Origin of the sequence: Ekhidna sp., assembly GCF_965221965.1 — a bacterium.
Taxonomy (GTDB): Bacteria; Bacteroidota; Bacteroidia; order Cytophagales; family Cyclobacteriaceae; genus Ekhidna.
On record NZ_OZ244926.1, the window covers coordinates 762582 to 782058 of the forward strand.

The following is a 19477-nucleotide window of genomic DNA, read 5'->3' on the forward strand; positions in this document are numbered from 1 at the left end:
TCTCAGGCTTCCAGCGCCTTCACTCGTTCTTTGAGCGGAGGGTGTGAGTAGTGAACAAAAACATACGCCGGGTGTGGAGTTAGGTTTGATAAATGATCAGCAGTCATTTTCTTCAATCCAGTGACCAGAGGCGTTGAGTCATAAGTTTCTTTCGCATATGCATCCGCTTCATACTCATTTTTCCTTGAAATCACATTCCCGATAATCCCCAAAATCGTTGAAATAGGGGAGTATAAAATTCCGAAGGCTAACAAGTTTAGATGAAGTGCAGAAGTCTGACCACCCATCGCCCAGCTCACTTCTGCATTGTAAGCCATTCTTGAAAACAGGAAAAGCATAAAACCCATCAGGCCAATACTGAAAATTGTGGTAAACAAGATGTGTTTCTTTTTGTAGTGACCTACCTCATGAGCAAACACTGCAGTTAGCTCAGGGATGGAATGTTTTTCCACCAACGTATCGAAAAGCACCACCTTCTTTTTTCTTCCAAGTCCACTGAAAAAAGCATTACCCTTACTCGACCTTTTAGACCCATCCATGATGAAAATGTTTTTTAAAGGAAAGTTCACCTTGTCACAGTAGTTCTGAATAGAGGACTTCAGCTCACCATCTTCCATAGGTGTCAGTTTGTTGAAAAGAGGCAGGATTAGTGAGGTGTAGAAGAAATTGGCAAACAATACAAATGCGGTCATCACTGCCCAGAAATAATACCAGAAGTCGCTACCGATTGCGTTTACGAAATAGATAAGTACACCTAAAAGCAGTCCACCAAAGATGGTGGTGAGAATATACCCTTTGATTTTGTCCAGAATGAAGGTTTTTGCCGTCATCTTGTTGAAGCCATACTTTGCTTCAATGACAAAATTCCGATAGATCGAAAACGGCGTATTGATAATATCAGAAACAATAAAAAGAATGCCGAAGAAAATCAATGGTGATACCAGACTTAAAGGTGAGAAAGTTCGGATCCACTGATCCAGCATCCCAAACCATCCATTGTAGATAGCGAGGATTAAGATTACAAAACTGAATGTAGCAGAGAAGGTGCTGAACCTTGATATCTCTGCCTGATAGGCTTGAGACTTGGCATATCTGTCTTTGTCATATATACCTTCTAATTCCTTTGGGATTGGTTTTTTAGCACTTTTTCTATTAAGGAAGCTCAGGATTCGCTCCAGCGCAAAATCAAATGTGATAATCACCAATAGAATGGTGAAGATGGTTTGTTCAGTCATAGCTGCAAAAGTAAGTGACTATGCGACTAAAAAATAAACGGAATCGGGCACTTCAACCTTCTTACGTCGGCGGCAGGCTTTAGCGGATCTCCCAGGCTGAAGGAGTACGCGATACTGATTTCATGGGCACCTCCGGTTCCAATACCTAAATCGGAAAGGGTGTAATCGAAGCTGTATCCGAAAGTGGTTCTGTTAGTCTGCATGCCGATCATAAAGATCAATGATTCATTGTTTACTACACCGTCTGTGTTTTTGATCGGTAACCCTCTATACCAAAGTCCCACCAGTATTGGGTTGATAGTGAAATATGCTCCTACATCCAGCTGATCAAAATCACCTTGTGTTCGATAGTTGAAACTTGGCGTAATGCTTCGTTCTCCAATTCCGGTTTTTGTGGTGCGCGGGTTTAATGGAATTCGATAGCCCCCATGGATTGAAAATTTTCTTGGAAGTGGAGCGTCCCCACCAGCAATGCTTTGATTTGGCTCCAGTACATGATGCATAGAAGCCCCAATCCATAAATCAGGGTTGTAAAGCACTCCGCCAAACGCCAGGTCAAAAAATCGTGCATTCAAACCGGTGTTGAATGTTTCACCTGTTACAGGTCTAACCTGACCGGTATTGTCAAACTGATCCCCAAACGTCAGCTTATCAAAATTCAGGTCCCTGAAATAGTAGGAAGCCTGCACACCTGGACGAAATGTCCATTCATAGTTGAGCTGCACCTGATAGGCATATAGCAACCCGATAGAGGTGGAATTCAACCCGGCGATTCCCTCGCGATCCCTGGTGAAGATCAATCCTGCGCTGCTATAATAGTCTTCAAAATGGTAATCGAAGTAGGCGGAAAAGGTCTCAAAATTTGCATCCAGATTGGGCCACTGAGTTCGGTAGTTAATTCCCATTCTTCCCTTCTGATTGATTCCCACAAGTCCGGGGTTGAGGTAGAGAGGGGCTGCATAGTACTGAGAAAATTGAGGGTCTTGCGCCTGCAAAGTGTTTTCCTGACAGAACGTACCGAAAATGACAAGAATGATAAATACCTTTCGGATCATGCAGAATGTATGATTAAAATCGTTGAGCAAATTATAACAATTAATACAATTCGGCTCAAGATTTGTTGACTTACGTAGGTAATGTAACGACGATTGGTGCGTTGAAATTTTAAACAGTTACAATCAGCTAATGGAATATGCCTCGTCATTATTCAAAGTTGCTTACATTATTCAGGATTAAGCCCCGAAATATTCGGGTTAAAAGTATTTTTACGAAGTGTTGTGTATGAGCAAGGACATTTTCATGATTCATTTCCCTTATAACTCTGCTATTAGCAGGGTATTTCTTCCTGTCCTGTTTTTTTTCTTTTCTGTAACGCTTGTTGCTCAGGATGTCACAGAGACGAGGTGGTACTTTGGAAACTCAGCGGAAAATCTGGTGTTTGACAGAAATGGAAGAGATGTCTATTTACAAGCCGATCAGGCTACCCCTTTTGGGAATGCAGGTGCAGTAACGATAACCGATCAGTTTACAGGCAATCTACTTTTCTACACGGACGGGGTAGATGTTTATGATGTCTCCCATACCATTCTTCCGGGAGGAGCAGGCCTGTCAGGAAATTCATCAATCAATGTACCTGTGGTGACCTGCCCGGTCACGAATAATCCGGGACAATATTACTTGTTCACCAATTCTGGTACAGCGGCTCCCAATGAAATTCAATATACCATTGTGGATGCCGCTTTAAATGGAAATGGTTCGGCCCAGTTTCCATATGGAGATGTTACTGTAACTGATCAATCCTTGCCCACCGCACTAACAAATCCGTCAGAGGGAATGCTGATTATTCCTTCTGGTGATGGAGAACTCTTTTGGCTGGTCTCTCAAAACAGAACCACATTTGAAATACAGGTCACACAGATTGATGGAGGAGGGATTGGAGCAACGAATAATTACAATTTTACTGGAGGCTCCACCCCGGGCTTTGAAGCTGCTCATTTTGCTTTTAATGTCGATTCATCTCAATTGGTTATGGCTCCTCGTCGGACAAACAGAAACCTGTGGTTGATGGATTTTGATCCTGCGACAGGAGTACCAACTTTTGATCGGACACTGACAGGAACAGGCTTCAATGATGATGCAGGTGAGTCCATATATGATGTGGAGTGGTCTCCCGATGGCTCGAAGATTTATATCTCAAGGTTTGGGAGTAGTGGTACGACCGGACAGTTATATCAGCTGGATTTCAACGACTCTACGGAAACAATCAATCCGATTTTGCCTGCACCGATTTTCAGGAGCTATGGGTTGAAGAGAGCACCTGACAACCGTATTTACCACCTATATCAGTCAACCAATGGCGCGGCTTTTAATCTGGGACGTATTAACCGTCCTGATAGTATTGCAGATTCAGTGCAATACCAAGCTACCGTATTTCCTGACGATTTCAATTCCAGGCAGTTTCCTGAGTTTACTCCCGGATACAATTTTACGTTTGATACGCTCAATTTCTATTGGATTGATAGCTGTGAAACCAATGTGACTAAATTCTTTCCAGTGGTAGAACCTGTGCCAAATAACCTGATTTGGGATTTTGGAGATGGGGGAGGTAGTAATGGCTGGATTCCTAACTACACGTATCAGGCTGCTGGCGGATACATGGTCAGTTTAACAGCAGAAGTAAATGGCATCACTCAAACAATTACCCAACCAGTTGAGATTCTAACCAATCCATTAATGGTGGATTTGGGAAATGATACCACTATTTGTGTGGATGAAATTTTGACCCTAGATGCAGGATCTGGACAATCGTTTGTTTGGAGCACAGGAGCAACTACCCAGACAATAGACGTGGATACAACGGGTACCTATTGGGTCGAGGTTACCGATGCGTCCGGATGTACTGGCTTTGACGATATCGAAGTGCTGGAATATGGAATAGTTCAACAAACATCCAATCAATGGTATTTTGGTGAGCAGGCTGGTATTGAGTTTACCAATGGGCCAATCGCCATTCTGGATGGCAACCAGCAGGATGCCCTGGAAGGCTGTGCGACAATTTCAGATGTAAACGGAGATCTTCTGTTCTACACAAATGGATATACCGTATGGAATAAAGAACACGATGTAATGGTCAATGGAGATACGATAGGTGGTGACGAGCGATCCGCACAAAACTCATTGATTATGCCGTTTGGGGACGATCAAACCATGTTTTACATCTTCACCACCGAGCAGGTCTATGGCGATGATGAGTATGCCTTGAGATACTCTATAGTGGATATGAAAGAAGATGAAGCGCGTGGTAAGGTGATCGTAAAAAACATCAAGCTTATGGACAATAGTACGGAGCGGATAACGGGTTCCGGCTTTACCGGAAACGACCTTATTATGGCGCATGAGTTTGGCAATAATACATTCCGCGGATATCGAACGAGTCCCGCGGGTTTAAGCGGAGCTATTTTCTCACCTTCCGGAGAAGTGCACGATTTTATGCAGGAGCTAAGCGCGACAGGATACATGAAAATTTCTCCCACACTCAATCAAATTGCTGTGAATATCCCGGGCACCAATCAAGTTGAAATTCTGGATATAGATCAGGGTGAGGTTTCCAATCCCCGATTGATTGATACCGGTGAGAATGATCTTTATGGGATGGAATTTTCTCCGGGTGGATTAAAACTGTATTTAACCACTTCTTCGGGCACATCTAAGCTTATTCAGTATGATCTTGATAGTTTAAATTCGGCTGATCCGGTGGGAGACATTGAGGCTACCAAATTTGATGGTTATCCTCAAGGAGCTGATTATGGAGCATTACAATTGGGACCGGATGGTACTATTTATATGGCAGTTGATAACTCAGGTACTTTAGGGACCATCAATGCACCTGATGGAGATGATGCGGGAGCAAGCTTTAATGCCACAGGGTTTGATCTTTCGGGAAGAACGAGTCGTCTGGGTTTGCCAAATTTCGCTCAAAATCAATCACCTCCACTGCAGGAACCAAGCATGACTGTAACGGCAGGTTGTGCTGGTCAGGAATCTGTTTTTTCCGGTGTTGGAAGAGATCCAAATAACTCCATTGAAAATTATCTCTGGATTTTTGGAGATGGAACTTCTGCTGCCGTGCAAGACACCACTCACACCTATAATAATCCGGGTACTTATACGGTGCAATTGGTTCTGAGCAATCGTTGTGATGTGGACACTACTTTGACTCAGACGATCACCATTAATAATATTCCTGAAAATCCAACGGTACCCACAGACACTGCACTTTGTGATCAACCGATCGTGTTGACAGCCTGGCCAACGAATAACCCCAACTTTGCATACTACTGGAGTACGGGTCAGACTACCAGGGAAATTACCGTTTTCGAGCCTGCTATCATCGAGGTGGCGATTATCAATACAGTAACAGGGTGTACATCGGATACACTTCAGGTATTTATGGCAGATGCCAGACCAGATGTTGATCTGGGAGGAGATCGAACCCTTTGTCAGAATGACCCCACTCAAACGCTGGATGCACAGGTGGCAAGAGCTACTTACTCCTGGGCGATTGATGGAGTTGTCTTAGGAACAAACCGCACGTTTGATATTGACACAACCACGGCAGGTGTTTTTGAATACACCGTAGAGGTGACAAACTCTTTTGGTTGTGTTGGACGAGATACGGTGCAGGTCACGATTTTGGAAGAACCTGATGTAACCGTAACTCCAAATCAGACAACCGGGTGTGGGAATGATGATGGAACGATAGATATCAATTTTAATACGGCAGGTAGCTTCTCCTATGAGCTAACTGGACCATCTGTTTTTGGCCCTGCAAATTTTGATGGACCGGGTGCTGCCCCCACGATTACGGCTCTACCACCTGGTAATTATAACCTGACTGTGACCAATCTGGTCTCAGGATGTGATTACAATGAGATTGTTCAGGTAGAAGATCCTGGTAGCTTTAATATGGTGGTTAATGACACAGGAGGGAATTGTGATGGAACTGTAGAATTAACTATTTCAGGTACTACTCCTGCTCTACCAGCTGCAGGTTATGATTATGAGGTTCAAAATCAAAACGGTGTAATCGTGGCTAGTGGAACAGATGCAATTGACCCTTTGGTGATATCAGGCTTAAACACAGGGACATTCTTCGTTCAGGTGACTGACAATACCCCGCCAAACTGTATAGAAACAGAGCAGATCACAATCAATCCGGATCCAGAACCAGATTTTACTTTCGATGCAATACAGGAAATATGTGGAAGTCAAGGTACTATTTTAGTAACTGATATTTCTGGGGCAAGCTACTCTTGGACTGGACCGGGCATAATTCCACCAAATACAGGCCCATCAATTACGGTTGATCAAGCTGGGGTATATACCGTGACAGCTACGCAAGCAGGAAGATGTGATAGACAGGAAGATATTCAGGTAAACTTCAATGGTGATCCGGTTGTGGACGTGGTGGTAAATGGTGATCCATGCGAGGGGCAGGTAACACTTGTTGCGAACGTGACCAACGGAAGTGGAAGCTACATCTATAATTGGAATGACGGAGGCCAGGCCATGCAGCGAACGGTGACTACCTCGGGAACTTACAATGTAACCGTCACTGATCAATTCACTGGATGTGAAGTCACCTCGGGAAATACGAATGTGGAGATTCAACCGGAGTTTGAGGTTGTAATGTCATTGGAGCCCGATTGCAATAACAATGGGAACGTTTTAGCCATTGCTACAACAAACTATTACAATCCTTCGGTTACATACGAGTGGAGGGATCCGAATGGAACTGTCTTGTCAGAAACAGATTCCATTCTAACTGTGACCTCATCAGGCAGATATACCGTTGTTGCTACCAATGAATCCGGTACCTGTGTAGCTACAGATGCATTGGATGTGGCCGTTGTGCCGATCAATCCGGAAGATTTGATTTTGCCAGAGAGAGCAGCTTACTGTACTGCGGACCCTAATGACCCAACAGTGGATCTCGATCCGGGAATTTTTAATACCTATGAGTGGCGATTGCTTCCGGATGATGCCATTATTTCTACTAACCAGGTGCTGAATGTTTCAACGGCCGGAACGTATGAGGTGACGATCTATAACGGCTTTACATGTATCACTGATAGAGTTGAGGTGGTGGAAGATTGTCGTCCGGTCATTTTTGCGCCGAATGCGTTCTCGCCAAATGCGAATGGTGTAAATGATGAGTTTTTTGTTTTTCCAAATGACTATGTGGATACATTCGAAATCCTCATTTACACCAGATGGGGAGAGCTGGTTTTTACATCCAACAATCAGGATTTTAGATGGAATGGTATTTACAAAGGGAAATTGCTACCCCCTGGAACTTATGCTTACATCATGAAGTTTTCCAGCTCGTTGGCACCCGATCTTGGAACCATCGAACAATATGGCTCTGTTACACTTATTAGATAGATGAGTTACTTTGATTACATATATAATCGGCTGTTTGGGAAGTCCGAGGCTACCTCTACTAAGGTGTTGGTTCACGAAATCATCAAAAGGAGTCAGTCTTTTCTGGATCGGTTTAATACGTGGAAGACTTCCGATATATGTGCAGAATTTCTCAACGACCTGTGGCAGTCTTATTCTTGGAGCAAGAAGGGGTTAGATAAAGACCCACAGATATTGTTATTGGAATCTACTTACAGTAATGGTTTTGCCATTAGTTATGAAGCCAGGTACGGAAAAAACAACTATCGTTATTTGTTTGATTACCTTGCTGATCAGGTTAAAATGCTGGATTATAGACTGGTGGTCAGCAGGCATACGATGCAGGAAAAAGGCGATGTGGTGGAGCTAAAGGAGATGCACTATTTGAAGCCAAAACGAGGATTTGTCGAACCAATAGATCAGAAATTTGGTAATGTGCAGATTGAATATATTGAAGAAAATGATGAACCAACACGCATCAAATTGATCGCTAATTCGTATCCGGATCGAAAGTTTAAGGAAGCTCAATCTTTTGAGGATTTAGCTAAGCATATTTTTACATTGAATAACTAGAAAAACATTAAATATTATGAGAGTAATTGCATTAATCACGCTATTGTTTTTGGGATCATCTGTATTTAATGAGGCAGACGCCCAGCTACTCCCAACCAAGCTTAGAATCACTGTGATCGACGGTCTCGGAAATTTTGTTGAAGGTGCTTCGGTATCTATTTATGAAACAGAAAAGGACTATCTCGCAAGTGAAAATGCTGTGGCCACCTTGAAGACAGACAAAAAGGGCCGTGTTACTTTCAAAGACGTAAAGCCAATGGCCTATTTCGTTGAAGCCAAATTCGAAGACATGAATAATAACGGTGAGGGAGTGAAGACTGGGGAGTTGGCAGAAGGAAAAATCAACAAGGTAAATACAGTTATCGAGTAAGTTGAAAAGGCTCTTTTTCGTTCTCCTTTTTGGTATTCTTGTCGGAGATTCGATTTTTTATTTTTCTCCAAATTATTTCATTGATTTAAGAGATGCTCCCTCCGAGATCGAGGGCAAGGAAGATTTGATGGGTAGACTGGAGTATCAGCGTATGCTGACTGCAGATCCTTCCACCGGTCAGGTTCCTTTGAATATCAGAAACGCTGAACTGCAGTTTGATCGGCGTTTAAGGCAACAAACATCCGGCATTCGCACCAATCAGTTAGATTATGAATCTATTGGACCCATAAATGTAGGAGGGAGGACTCGTGCAGTAGCCCTTGATATTCGTAACGAAGACATAATTCTTGCCGGTGGCGTGTCGGGCGGAGTTTGGAAAAGCACGGACGGAGGAGTGACATGGGCACGAAAATCCAATCCTGAGAATAGAAACAGTGTAACATGTATTGTTCAGGACACTCGTCCTGGAAAAGAAGACACCTGGTATCATGGTACAGGTGAGATTGTTGGTAATTCTGCTCGTGGAGGTGGTGCTCCTTTTCGTGGAGATGGGATTTATAAATCTACTGATAATGGTGAAACATGGAGCCCGATTTTATCTACCCAGGATTCAGATCCTCATGTATTCAATAGTCAGTTTCAATATGTCTGGGACATTGAAATAAACCCAACAAACCTGGTGGAAGATGAGGTATTGGTCGCTGCATTTGGAGGGATTTTGAGGTCAACGGATGGAGGAAACAGCTGGGAAGTGGAGGTTGGTCAGCAGTTATTTGGTCTTGATGAGTCTGTGGACTTGAATGAAAGTAACGCCTCCTTCTATACATCAATCGAACGATCAGGATACAATGTGTTTTACGCCACACTTTCTACTGAATCTCCAACAGATCAGAGATCTCCAGAAGCCGGGATTTATTATTCAATCGATGGACAGGACTGGGAGGAAATTACTCCATTCAAAGATGAGTCTCAGTATCGTAGAATTGTGATTGGGTCGAGCCCTTCTGATCCGGATATTACCTTTTTCATGGTTGATACAAACCCGGTTTTTATTCTGGAGCATCGACTTTCACTTGTAAATAGTCAAACTCGAATCAATGGTTTTGATCCAACACCTCGTGAGGTTCCGGATTTTGAAGAAGAGCTGGGTAATATTGATACCCAGGGTTCTTACAATATGATGATACGAGTGCATCCGGAAGACCCGGACATGGTTTTTGTAGGTGCAACCAATCTCTATCGATCTACGGATGCTTTTAGAACAATAGAGCATATTGATTGGATAGGAGGATATGATCCCGGCGGGGAGACTAAACCGTATGAAAACCACCATCCGGATCAACATGATCTGCTGTTTCTCCCAGGTAATGCAGATATAGCACTTTCTGCAAGTGATGGAGGATTGATTCGCAGTGATGATATCACCGTGGATTCAGTGAAATGGGAAAGCAGAAACAATGGTTTTGTCACCTCGCAGTTCTTTACCATTGCCCAGTCAAAAATGCAGGGAGATCCTACAATCATTGGGGGAATGCAGGACAATGGCACAGATTTGTCTCCAAATGGTAACCTTTCCTGGAATGGAGTTATTGGCGGTGATGGCGGTTACTCGGCAACTACCAGAGAAAATAAATTGTGGTTCGCCTCATTTCAGCGAGGACAGACACTAAGACTTACACTTAATGATGAGTTTGGGATTACCTCGTTTGGTCGGGTTGATCCCGGTGGTTTGGTGGAGGCTTCCGGATCATTGTATTTGTTTGTCAATCCTTTTGTACTCGATCCAATGAATGAAAACCGGATGTTTTGTGCAGGTGGAAACCATCTCTACTACCATCCGAATATAAGTCAGGTTCCGGGAGGCTCACAGACACCCGCGAATCTGGGCTGGAGCAAGGTGACAAAGGGACCGGTGGAAAGTGGGTTGATTAGTGCAGTGGAAATATCCCTGGATGGAAAAAAAGTTTATTTCGGAAGTGGTGGAGGAGAATTATTTCGAGTTGATAATGCGGATAATCCGCTGAACTTTAATGTAACTCAGTTGGATTCATTGACAAATGGCTATGTATCCAGTATAGCGGTCAACCCTGAGAATTCGGATCATATTGTTGCAGTATTCTCCAGCTACAATGTGCCATCCATTTTTGAGAGTAAGGACGGTGGAGAAACATTTGTAAACGTCAGCGGCAACCTGGAAGAGAACCCTGATGGTACCGGAAGTGGTCCTAGCATCCGATGGGCTGAGATCGTTCCTAAGAACACGGGTTACCAGGTGTTTTTAGGAACCAGCATTGGACTTTATTCATCAGAAAGCCTTAGTGAAACAACTACATGGATCAAAGAGTCACCTGATCTGATTGGTAGTTCAATCATCCCAATGATGGACTACAGGCCAAGTGATGGTCGATTGGTTATTGCCTCACATGGAAATGGCGTTTTTGCCACAAATGTGAGCGATTTCAAACCAATAGAGATAGCTCCGAATGAAGGAGAAGATTTTCAGCTACTAGCGTCATACCCAAATCCATTTGAGGAGCACACCAATATTCAATACTCTGTCCCTGAAGATGGGGAAGTGCGGATCGATATTCTGACTTCAGGAGGTGCTTTGGTCAATACTATTCTATGGGGGCCACAGTATGCCGGGACCAACTCGGTGACATGGGATGGCACAACTCCCTCTGGTTTTCCTTTATCAAACGGAATTTACTTCTACCGCATAAGGTACAGGGGGCAATCCAAAACTGGTCGTCTGATTCTTCGTCGCTAGCGCAGACTCAACACCAGTAGAAAATAGGCTATGACCATCACCCAGAAGTGATAATTAATAATATTAGGTATTACTCCCAGGTCCATTAAGATGATAAGGATAGCCAAAATGAACGAGGCAATTCGTAACGTATTTCTTGTGCTTTTTGTCATGGTATAGGTTTTAGACTAAAATAAGTATTTCAGCGTCACATGACAAATCCAATTCCTTCATTCATCTTTGCATTTTAGATTTCAATTTGTGGCAGAAATAGGAAAAGACATAGCTCGAGCAAAACATCTGCTTGAAAATGATGATGTGGTTGGTATACCAACAGAAACGGTCTATGGATTGGCGGGCAATGCGTTGAGTGAAAATGCCATTTTGAAAATCTATTCCGTAAAAAACAGACCAAAATTTGACCCGCTGATTGCTCATACCAATTCACTAGATAAAGTAAAGAATATGGTTAGGGATGTCCCGGAAAAGGCTGCTCAGCTAGCAGAAGCTTTCTGGCCTGGTCCATTGACTATCCTTTTGAATAAAAAACCTGAAGTACCCGATTTACTCACTTCCGGTCTTGATAGAGTAGCAGTTCGAATACCAAATCATCCATTAACCATCGAATTGCTTACTGAACTAGAATTTCCACTGGCTGCACCCAGCGCTAATCCTTTCGGATATGTATCCCCAACAAGTGCAAAGCATGTGAATGACCAACTCGGTGATCAGATCCAATATATCCTGGATGGCGGGCAATGTCATATAGGACTTGAGTCTACCATCGTAGGTTTTGAAGGAGATGATGTGGTGATCTATCGGCTGGGCGGCACACGAGTGGAGGCCATTGAAGACGTGGTTGGTAAAGTACGCATTCAGGTTAATGAAAGCTCTAATCCAGCCGCACCGGGGATGCTCAAATCTCACTATTCTCCAGGAAGAAAAATGATCATCGGGGATATCGCAGAAAATCTCAAAGGAATGAATTCGAAATCTACAGGAGTGCTGTCATTTCAAACGACTCATGATGTGCCGGAGCAAAATCAGGTTGTGCTTTCACCTTCCGGAGACATGGATGAGGCAGCCCGAAATATTTTTGCCGCGTTGAGAAGAATGGATCAACCGCATATCGAAGTTATTCTGGCCGAATTTGTACCTCAGGAAGGGCTTGGAAAGGCAATCAACGATCGGTTACGAAGAGCGGCGGTTTAATCATTCGCCATACTCTCGCTTATACACGTTCTCGAAAGGAGTGAGCTCACCATTGCTGTTGATGAATAACGTATAATCGAAACCTTTTGCGGATCGTAGGGCCGCATCTTCTTCAGTATGTTGAATGAGGGTGGCCCAGTTCTTTTTCAACTGGTTTGGGTAGTTGTAGTTGATACGCTTCAAGTCACTGGAGATAATCATTTTATTGAAAAGTGCTGATACTTTTATGATGGACACTTTTCCATAAAGCGGAGAAAAAGGCAACTTATCAAGCTTATAGATAGAGGATCCTTTTGTGGCGTGTCGCATGCCTATTACACATAAAATGCCCGTTTCCGGATATTCTTCCACAAGTGATTCAAACTTTCGGTAAATCAATCGATCACGAAATTTGTAGTTATTATTCGGATTGGTATAATCGAAGGTGAGTCCGTCATCCATCTCTAAAATCATCGTAGCAAACCGAACGAAATCATCACCAAAAAAATCTGTGTAATCATCACTCTTACGTTCCATCTCATCGATGGTCATGAGCACGAGGCTTTCCACGACTTCACGATCATAATAATACATAACCGATAAGCCTTGATACTTTTCACGATGCTCCCTCGTGTTCTCAAAGATTTGCTTGAAAACACCTACGGTACCTTTAAGTTGTTCCGGTATTTCTTTATCACCGATTAGCTGGTTAATAACGAAAATGGCTGATTCCATTTTGTATTCTATATCGATGCTCTTAACAAATACGCGCTCTTGATCCGGGAGCGTTTGGTTGAATGCGTAGAGGTCTTCGAAAAACTCCCAGTTCTCTTTTCCCCAAAACATGGTATTTCGAATGATTTGTCTGAGTTTAGTTGTATCACCGGTATCCAGATAATCATTGATCATGTAAGCGACACTGGCTCCCTGTTCGATTGCCAGAATACGAACATTGGCATTTTTATGAAGGTAACGCAATACCTTCATTGAGGCCCTCGGAACAGTTCGAATGTTGTGCCAATGTTCGGCCAGCACAAACACCTGATTACTGTCGGTACGGATCAACTCAAATCCTTCAAAGTTGTCATCCTTTTCAATGCTCATGGCCTTCATATTTGGAGTAGTTTGAGCACAAACAGTTCCAACTAGAAGAAGAATAAGAAGAGACGTAAAGGCAAAGTTGATTTTCATACAGTTTCAGCAACGATTCAGTAGTTATGAAATTGCATTAATACTTTGCCGGTTTATTTCCCGGCAGGCTTTTTTGGATAAACTCTCTGAGATGATCATTACTGCTGATCAGGTCTTCATTTCGTAGATACATCATGTGTCCACTTCTGTAACCCCGGAATGACAGCCGATCTTTCATTTTGCCACTCGGGTCGATTTGCCACATGGTATATTTCGCATCAAAATACTTAGTAGCGCCATCGTAGTAGCCACTTTGAATCATGGTGTGTAAGTAAGGGTTTTGAGCCATTGCCTGACGAAGATTTTCACCGGTATTATTTCCATCCCTGTTCCACGGATGTACCGGACCAAACATATTGTATTTAATATCTGTCTGGTAGTTCATCACATTCTTGTAGTAGTAATTAATCGCAGGAGTAAAGGCATGAAGCCAACTAGTGATTTCAGAATTGAAATCGGGCCTGTCACCGCCATCTGTACGATCAATTCCCTTATATCGTGAGTCCAGACGACCGATGGTAAAGCCTTCGTCTCTTAATAACTCTTTCCAGAAGAAGGAAGTCGGCACATCAAGGTTATATTGTAGAATTACTTTTTCAGAAATACCGGAATACCGTGCCATTTTTTGTGCTGCCTCTTTTCTCTCTTCTTCATCCACAAAGCCTCCTTTTGCCAAAGTGGGCATCAAATCCTGAATCGCATAGTTTTCTACTTCTTCCAATACTTCAAGTAAGTCCTTACTTTGAAGGTCCTGCGGTAGCTTTTGGTGGTACCAGGCCGCAGCAGTAAAGTATGGAACTCTCAATGCTGCTCCTAAAGGACCGTCTCTTCGTCCCTGACCACTATGTATACCCAGCTCGGTGGGTGAAACCAGAATCACGCCATTCAGGTACATCCACTGCCTGTTCTGGAGTTCGAGTGCCAAACCTGATACACGAGTGGTGCCGTAGCTTTCTCCAATCAGATACTTGGGAGACTCCCATCTGTTCATTCGGGTTACAAACGTATTGATCCAATCAGCGAGGTAGGAGATGTCTTCATTCACACCAAAGAAGAATTCGCGATCCGTATTCTCAGGATCCAGAATCCGTGAGTATCCGGTATTGACCGGGTTTACAAATACGATATCTGCCATATCCAGAATGGAGTTGGGGTTGTCTTTTACTCCATACGGTTGAATGGGAAAACCTTCCTTGTCCACTTTTAAAATTTTAGGTCCGGTGTACGCAAGATGCATCCATACCGAAGCTGAGCCTGGTCCGCCATTAAAGGAAATGAGGAGAGGGCGTGTATTCTTACTCTTTACATCAGTTCTTTCATAGTAAGTAAAATGCACGGCGGCAATAGCCTTGCCCTCTTCATTCCACACCGGTTGCGTGCCAGTAGTGGCTTTATAGGGCACAGGTTTACCTTTTATGGTGACCTGATGGGTTGTCGTTACGGTCTCGTTTGGCTGGATGGATCGATCCTGTCCAACCAAAGAAAAAAGCATCAAGAAAGAGAAAATGGTGAGTATGCTCTTCATAATTGGTAAGTATTTAATTGATCGCGAAATCTACCAAATAAATGAATGGCGGGAAACAAAAAAGACACGCTCGGTCATTGAGCATGTCTTTCGGTCGGTTGGTATTTTGAGAGTTAATCCATTTTTAGTCTGAGATTTCCATAGCTGGAGTCAATCCGAATCATCTTGTTGGGGTCGCCTTTGCCTATTTTTCCTTTATAGGTACTCCGGTTTGATTCTTTTACCCGGTAGTTGAACGTAGCATCCACATCAGATGAAACTTTTAGGTCTGCGAATGAGAATTCAGCATTGATGTCGGCATTGAGTCCTTCTTCCAGGCCAATTTCATAAGAACCAAACTTCCCGTCAATATCTATCAAAGTGAAGGTCTTAGCTAATCTATCAATTCTAAAGTCACCTAGATAGCTGCAATCCAACTCGAGGCTGCCTGTTAGTTCCTCTATCTCAAATCCGGAGAAATGAGAGTCAGCATCTATTTTACCCGCTTTTTCGATCTCTACTTTTCCGTATTTGCTCTCCAGTTCCAGGTCTTTAACTTCACCAATTTCGATATCAGAAAACCCCTGAGTAAGGTCCAGGATGTTAGCTTCTTCAATTTCAAAATTGCTGTATTTAATGGTGGCTTCTCCATCGTTGATTTTACCTACGCTACCGCTCCCGAATGAAACCTTGATCACCGCATCTCCGGAAACATTGCCCACTTTCATCGATCCGTAGGATACCTGGATGTCCAAATCATTGGCTCTGTTACCCATGGTCACATCTCCGAAGCTATTTTTTATCTCTAATCGATTTTTCTCGGGCATGTACACGGTGTAATTGATCTCGAAACCTTCTTCGTTTTTGTTTTTGGAGCTCTCGATTTCTGTTTCAAAGACAATCTCAGCACTACTTTCTGTGATGTCGATTTCTATCGCATCCAGGATGCGCTGCGCTCGTTCTTCATTACGCCCTTTACCGATGATTTCTACCTTGATGTCGAACTCACTTTTTTCCCATGAGTTGATCTCTACCTTGCCAAACTTGTTATCGATTTTCAGCTTGGTGGTCGCACTCACCTTGTAGTTTTTTTCAACGTACTTCTTCTTTTGGTCCTGGTCGCCAGCCAACGATGCTACTGATAGAACCAGAAACATGCTCAAGGCTAATATTTTATATTTCAATTGTGTTGTCGCTTTCATTGTTTTGGTTTTTGATGTTTTCTAAAATTTCCAGTTGCTTGTTCAGGATATCCAGTCTCAACTGCAGGTTGTTAATCATGGCATCCATAACCCGGTCATTGGAAGCATTGGTTTGGTAGGTTTTCTTCAGTTCCACATACATAGAATCGAGTTGGTCGATTTCTACCAAAAATTGTTCATGTTGCTCAGGAGTGAGTTGCTCTTTGATCGATCGTCGTTTCTGATTGATTAGAGAAACATAGTAATCCTCAGCCTGGTTAAATTCCTCACTTAGCACAGGGCCCTGAACTTCATCATTGGATTTGTCTATCACGAGGATGATGGTAGTGGCCATGAAAAGCATAGCGGCAACCTTCCATATGGTTGGCCAGACAGAGCGTCTTTTCATCAACCTTTGATCGATTTTGGTCCACGCCTGATCAGAAGGGGTAACATCGTCAAATGCTTCCCTGTTTTCCATGATGAATTTTTCCAATTGATCACCCATAGTTCACCTCCTGTTTTACAATCATTTTTAATTTGTCTTTTGCGCGTTTATACTGAGATTTAGAAGTTGATTCTGTAATACCCAGTATCTCGCTAATTTCTTTGTGGTCATATCCTTCAAAAAGGTATAGGGATAAAACCGTTCTAAACCCGGACGGCAACTCTGACATTGCCCGCTTCACCTGTTCCACACTGTAGGTCGGTTCCGTTTTTTCCGGCTCATATTCACTGGCCTCTTCCTTTATGTCTTCAGCCAGCATCAGATCTTTTTTTACACGCTGCACTTGATTCAGCGCTTTATTGATCACGATACGCTTCAGCCATGCCCCAAACGAAGCATCTTCCCTATAGCTTGTCAGGTTTTGAAAAGCGCTTACGAATGCTTCCTGCAATACATCTTCTGCATCATTTTCATCACCCGTTATCCGAATGGCAGTATTGAACATCGCTTTATTGTACAGTTTGTAAATCTCAAACTGTGCATTCCGATCCTCATCTCTGCACCTGGCTATCAGGTCGGCATGAATATTTACCGTGTTTGCTTCCAATTTTCAGGTTAGTTCATCGTAAAGACTGGCAAAGGGAACATGGGTTGCATGTGGTCGTTAATTTTAGTCGATCACAAATGAAAATTTGTGAAAGCTATTTTTGTTATTATCGAATTTAATCAATGAAAATTGGGGTTAAAGAAGAATTAGAGAAACTTAGGTATAGAGGCCTTATGTAATGTGAGTACCGAAATATGAAAAAATCTAAATCTCTTTACTGGAGGGATCAAATGGTTTTCAGTCTTTTATTTCGCACCTGAAATCAGAGTAAAGTAATTTAGAATCAATAACTCATTTATTTATAGACATTTAGGGTTATTTAATTAAACTTGTACAGGAATTATATTAGATAAAATATGATGAGAGCTTTCCGCGTGGTATGTATGATGATGGCATTGGTTGTTGTTTCCAATATTCAGGCTCAACAACTGTTTAAAATGTACAATGATGCCGAGGAGATTTTTTATGAGGAAAACTTTGCTGAAGCCTTGAATCAGTACCAGGCTATTCAGCAGATAGACTCTACCTACGAGGATATTCAATATAAGATTGAGATTTGTAAGCTGCTTTCCATTACGCAATATGAAAACATGAAACCTTTCAATGATTATGAGGAGGTCATGGGCGAAAAAGACAAATTCTATTATTACTGGCAGGGTCGAATTTTAATGAAAGAGTACGAATTTGAGGAGGCAATAGAATCTTTGAGGAAATTCATTAAGCTACCGGCCAAGAAAAGCGATATCATTTTAGAAGAAGCTCGTAGGTGGGCAAACTGGGCCATAAACGCGAAGAAGTTTATGGATAACCCTAAGTATTATGAGATCCATTTGTTGGAAAAAGGAATCAACACTGAAAAAGCAGAGCTGAGTCCGGTATACTTTGCTGATAATGAGGAGCTGCTATTCCTCTCAAATCGAGATGAGAACAACCCGGATCAATTTCAAATATATCATACCAGGCACGAGGGAAGTCGGTCATGGTCAGAACCGGAGGTCATTTATAATGTGGGTACTTTCACCAGGGAAAATTCCAATATTGAAGTAGTTGCGGAGGATGGCCGCTTATTTCAGTTCAGAACGGATAAGGGTGGAGACCTTTTTTACAGCGAGCCTACAGAATCAAGAACTGGCTGGAGCGTTCCCAGGGAGTTTGACAGTCGAATTTCTTCTACACATTTAAGCTCCCACTTTTTTATCAATGAACATGAAGACCGGATCATCTTTGCTAAAGACGTGGGTTCAAAAAAGGATCCAAACCTGGATCTATTCGAATCGATCAGAGATCCTGAAACCGGTGATTGGAGCAAACCGGCTTTATTCGCAACCACTATCAATAGTGAATACAATGAGGACAGTCCGTATTTAAGTCCGGATGAAATGACCCTGTATTTTGCTTCCGATGGACATGAAACCATGGGAGGCTATGATATCTTCAAATCTGAGTTTGATACCACTACGCTTACCTGGTCAGAGCCTGAGAATATGGGCTTCCCGGTAAACTCTGCAGACGATGAGTTGCACTTTAAGCTCAATAAAGATCAAATGTCGGGCTACTTTACATCTAACAGATTGCACACCATCGGTGACTATGATATTTTCTTCTTTTGGGAGATACATACCATTAAAATCAAGGGACGAGTGCTGGATGCAGAAACTGAAGAGCCGATAACCAATGCGCGAATCTTTTTCAGGCCGGTTGAGTATACAGACATGTATTTCTTCTCTCACATAGATGATGAAGGTCAATATGAAATGATGATCAATGCAGATGATGTCTACAATGTTGAAATCAAAATTGACGGCACGCTGGAGATTATTGATCTGGATGATTTTGAAATTCATTCCACAGGTGGAGTGAACACGACTTACCTCAAAGACTTTTATTTAATAAGGAAATCGGATTAGACACCTTTTGTAAAAAGGACTGGTCGAAGAGTACACAAGTTTTGCTTAGCAAATAGTAC

General features: G+C 42.6%; 14 protein-coding genes. 6 read left to right on the forward strand and 8 right to left on the reverse strand.

The annotated features are described in order from the left end of the window. Nucleotides 1-2: 2 nt before the first annotated feature. Both ACOQON_RS03825 and ACOQON_RS03830 read right to left on the reverse strand, forming a co-directional pair. A complete protein-coding gene (locus ACOQON_RS03825) occupies nucleotides 3-1235 on the reverse strand; it encodes a M48 family metallopeptidase (RefSeq protein ID WP_420577601.1) in 1233 nt (410 codons plus the stop codon). A 26-nt stretch (nucleotides 1236-1261) separates the two neighbouring features. Beyond that, nucleotides 1262-2290, reverse strand: a complete 1029-nt coding sequence (locus tag ACOQON_RS03830) for a type IX secretion system membrane protein PorP/SprF (protein WP_420577602.1) — start codon at nucleotides 2288-2290, stop codon at nucleotides 1262-1264. A 226-nt stretch (nucleotides 2291-2516) separates the two neighbouring features. Between ACOQON_RS03830 and ACOQON_RS03835 the strand changes: the two genes are divergently transcribed. Genes ACOQON_RS03835 through ACOQON_RS03850 form a run of 4 tightly spaced genes read left to right on the forward strand, consistent with a single transcriptional unit; the run spans nucleotide 2517 to nucleotide 11410 of the window. After that, nucleotides 2517-7679, forward strand: a complete 5163-nt coding sequence (locus tag ACOQON_RS03835) for a PKD domain-containing protein (RefSeq protein WP_420577603.1) — start codon at nucleotides 2517-2519, stop codon at nucleotides 7677-7679. Beyond that, nucleotides 7680-8270 carry a hypothetical protein gene (locus ACOQON_RS03840; RefSeq protein ID WP_420577604.1) on the forward strand — a complete coding sequence of 197 codons (591 nt, stop codon included), beginning with the start codon at nucleotides 7680-7682 and terminating at the stop codon, nucleotides 8268-8270. A 16-nt stretch (nucleotides 8271-8286) separates the two neighbouring features. After that, nucleotides 8287-8640 carry a carboxypeptidase regulatory-like domain-containing protein gene (locus ACOQON_RS03845; RefSeq protein ID WP_420577605.1) on the forward strand — a complete coding sequence of 118 codons (354 nt, stop codon included), beginning with the start codon at nucleotides 8287-8289 and terminating at the stop codon, nucleotides 8638-8640. 1 nt (nucleotide 8641) lies between these two features. Next, nucleotides 8642-11410, forward strand: a complete 2769-nt coding sequence (locus ACOQON_RS03850; RefSeq protein ID WP_420577606.1) for a FlgD immunoglobulin-like domain containing protein — start codon at nucleotides 8642-8644, stop codon at nucleotides 11408-11410. Here the strand turns inward: ACOQON_RS03850 and ACOQON_RS03855 are convergent. Then, nucleotides 11407-11562 (reverse strand): hypothetical protein, encoded by a 156-nt coding sequence (locus ACOQON_RS03855; protein ID WP_349564294.1) that lies wholly within the window; start codon nucleotides 11560-11562, stop codon nucleotides 11407-11409. The genes ACOQON_RS03850 and ACOQON_RS03855 overlap by 4 nt on opposite strands. A gap of 88 nt (nucleotides 11563-11650) precedes the next feature. Between ACOQON_RS03855 and ACOQON_RS03860 the strand changes: the two genes are divergently transcribed. Next, nucleotides 11651-12601 (forward strand): L-threonylcarbamoyladenylate synthase, encoded by a 951-nt coding sequence (locus ACOQON_RS03860; RefSeq protein WP_420577607.1) that lies wholly within the window; start codon nucleotides 11651-11653, stop codon nucleotides 12599-12601. Here the strand turns inward: ACOQON_RS03860 and ACOQON_RS03865 are convergent, their stop codons facing one another. The 5 genes from ACOQON_RS03865 to ACOQON_RS03885 form a co-directional block, all read right to left on the reverse strand. Then, complete coding sequence (locus ACOQON_RS03865) at nucleotides 12602-13684, reverse strand: hypothetical protein (protein ID WP_420577608.1); 1083 nt, start codon at nucleotides 13682-13684, stop codon at nucleotides 12602-12604. Between the two features lie 124 nt (nucleotides 13685-13808). Beyond that, complete coding sequence (locus ACOQON_RS03870; protein WP_420577609.1) at nucleotides 13809-15296, reverse strand: S10 family peptidase; 1488 nt, start codon at nucleotides 15294-15296, stop codon at nucleotides 13809-13811. Between the two features lie 113 nt (nucleotides 15297-15409). Continuing rightward, nucleotides 15410-16477: a hypothetical protein gene (locus tag ACOQON_RS03875; RefSeq protein ID WP_420577610.1), complete on the reverse strand. Its 1068-nt coding sequence runs from the start codon at nucleotides 16475-16477 to the stop codon at nucleotides 15410-15412. After that, complete coding sequence (locus ACOQON_RS03880; RefSeq protein ID WP_420577611.1) at nucleotides 16449-16964, reverse strand: hypothetical protein; 516 nt, start codon at nucleotides 16962-16964, stop codon at nucleotides 16449-16451. Before ACOQON_RS03880 ends, ACOQON_RS03875 begins: the two co-directional genes overlap by 29 nt. Beyond that, nucleotides 16957-17511 carry an RNA polymerase sigma factor gene (locus ACOQON_RS03885; protein WP_420577612.1) on the reverse strand — a complete coding sequence of 185 codons (555 nt, stop codon included), beginning with the start codon at nucleotides 17509-17511 and terminating at the stop codon, nucleotides 16957-16959. Before ACOQON_RS03885 ends, ACOQON_RS03880 begins: the two co-directional genes overlap by 8 nt. A gap of 356 nt (nucleotides 17512-17867) precedes the next feature. On the opposite strand from ACOQON_RS03885, the gene ACOQON_RS03890 reads away from it, so the two are divergent. Continuing rightward, nucleotides 17868-19418, forward strand: a complete 1551-nt coding sequence (locus tag ACOQON_RS03890; protein ID WP_420577613.1) for a hypothetical protein — start codon at nucleotides 17868-17870, stop codon at nucleotides 19416-19418. The last annotated feature ends 59 nt before the right edge of the window (nucleotides 19419-19477 follow it).